Source organism: Lishizhenia sp. (assembly GCF_057456495.1).
This window is the reverse complement of the sequence record NZ_JBVCPV010000293.1, coordinates 1-2,238: the sequence shown is the minus strand read 5'-3', so window position 1 is coordinate 2,238 and position 2,238 is coordinate 1. Positions and strand designations below refer to the sequence as shown.

At 35.9% G+C, this 2,238-nt stretch carries 1 protein-coding gene and 2 pseudogenes; 1 reads left to right on the top strand and 2 read right to left on the bottom strand.

Annotation, left to right across the window (positions count from 1 at the left end):
• A pseudogene (locus AC22ZQ_RS14230) lies at window positions 1-174 on the top strand (mechanosensitive ion channel protein MscS); the annotation flags it as partial.
• A gap of 985 nt (window positions 175-1,159) precedes the next feature.
• On the opposite strand, the pseudogene AC22ZQ_RS14225 reads toward AC22ZQ_RS14230, so the two are convergent.
• Both AC22ZQ_RS14225 and AC22ZQ_RS14220 read right to left on the bottom strand, forming a co-directional pair.
• Window positions 1,160-1,246 (bottom strand): annotated as a pseudogene (locus tag AC22ZQ_RS14225) (hypothetical protein); the annotation flags it as partial.
• 284 nt (window positions 1,247-1,530) lie between these two features.
• Window positions 1,531-2,238: helix-turn-helix transcriptional regulator (locus AC22ZQ_RS14220; RefSeq protein WP_318959422.1), on the bottom strand; the 708-nt coding region annotated here is incomplete at its 5' end.

Here is a 2,238-nt window from a genome sequence, read left to right as displayed (position 1 = left end):
GAAGTCGTTAAAGTTGGTGTATCCTATGGGAGCGACGTCGAAAGGGTACGCGAAGTATTACTGGAGTGCGCCCGGGAGCAAAAAGGAATTCTGAAAAAACCGGAACCATTCGTGCTTTTCGAAGATTTTGGAGATTCCGCTTTGTTGTTCGGGCTTCATTTTTACGTTTCAGACGATAGATAAAGAAAAGTGCAACTATTACTACCAACAGAGCCAACAAGGCTATCAACAAAATTCTAAATCTAATTAACGCGGTTTTTTGTTCTAGAACTTTAATATTCTTCTCCTGTTCCTGCACCCGCAATTGCTCCTCATGTAATTGACTTTTAATCTTTAAATTTTGAAAACTTGATTTAGCAGCATACAACTCCTCCATTTCTTCACTTCCATATAAAGATTCAAAGAGTCGTATGTATTTCTTATTATATTCCAATGCCTTACCGTAAAGCTTCATAGCTTCATAGGTATCACTAAAACATTTATAAAATGTTAAGTTAATTTTCGACCACTCTTGCGAATTCGATTGCTTTACCTTTTCAAACTCTTTCAGATTAACTAAAGATTGCTGGTAATTATTAATATCTAAATTCAATTTAGCCACCTCTAACAAAGCCTTAGCAATGTAAACACTGTCTTTCGATTTTCTACAAAATCCTAAAACCTCCTGCCATAACACTAATGCACTATCACTTTGCCCCAAGAAAAACCTTGTATTCCCTATATTTCCTAGAACCGTCGCTTTCATAAAAAGTCCTTTAGAGGTTGTGTCTTTCACATAATAGGCATAGGAAACTTCAAACTCCCTGAGTGCAGCCTCATAATCACCTTCTTCAATATACGTTATCCCTATGTTGTTTTTACCAAATGCAATTTCTCGTTCATCTAAATACTCCTCAGATAATTTAAGGTATTCTTGGTAATACACACGTGCAGAATCCCATTGATTTAATTCCAAATAAAGGTTACCTATGTAATGATCCAAGATGTGTCCTTTACGATCTAACCCTTGCTTGTATAATTCTTCCTGCTGTAATTTTCTTTGAATGATAGCCTCTTTGTAAGCGCCTATGCTTTGTAAGGCCAAAGCTATTCGAAAATGAATTCTTGTAGCTATTCCTTGATCATCTTTAAATTCAGGCAGCCCTTTTAACATTAAAGCTTCGTAGGCATACTTTAAAGATGCTTGATATTCTTTTCTATCGTAATAAACACTGGCTAGGTTCAGTTGAAATTTTAGCGCATACATGAGCTCCCCCTCATCCATGGCTCTTTGATAGGCTAGATTGATATCCTCTATCTTAACATCCTTAGTATGCTCGAAATGTTCGGACAATTTTTCTAAACTCCATTCATTTACAGGAATGGTTGTCGTTTCACTTTCTTGGGCGCGGGCAAAAAGCAAGGAAAAACTAAAAGCTATAAATAGGAATATTGCGTACAATCGAACTATCATACCCACAAAAATAAACTTCTTAAGCGCTCCTTGTAAACTAGAACTTAAAAATATTCATAAGGATAGTCGTCAATGTGTTAAATAGACTTTAAGTAATCGTAAAGTATGGTTCCTTTTTCCAAGCCCATTTTTTTACTTAGTCTATTCTTTGAAACCTTAACGGATTGTGGGGTAATTGACTTCACAATTGATATTTGCTTGGTCGTAAGTTTTAACCGTATCAAACCACACAACTTTAAATCATTTTTGGTTAGCTCAGTATGTTGTCGTTTTAATTTGGCAAAAAACTCCTCCCCTAACTCAGAGACCAATTTTTCCATTTCCAACAAAGAACTATCCATCTGCAATTCATTTTCTAAAAACAGTTTTATGGACGACCTTTCATTGGGTGCCAAGCCTTCTAATTCTCCAATTTTTTTCTTTAAATCTTCTGCAAAATCTTTCTTACGGGCTAAAGTTATACTCGTCTCTGTTAAGCGTTCAGACTGGTTTTCTGCGGTGGCTTTCAACAAGTCTTTTTGAAGTTTTTCCACCTCGTGTTTACGTTTGTAACGCAATACAAAATAAAGCGCTACTATCAATCCCAACAAAGCAATTAAAACTACAGAAAACAAGCGTAAACCTTGTAAAGCATTTTCTTTTTCCAGCAAGGCAATCTGCTCAGCTTGACGTTCTGTCTCTACCCTTTTTAACTTCATTTTATTTTTCACATCCAAGCTCTGGAAGTGAGAACGAGAAAGTAGCATTTCATCCATTTTCTTTCTTCCATACAGCACTTCATACTG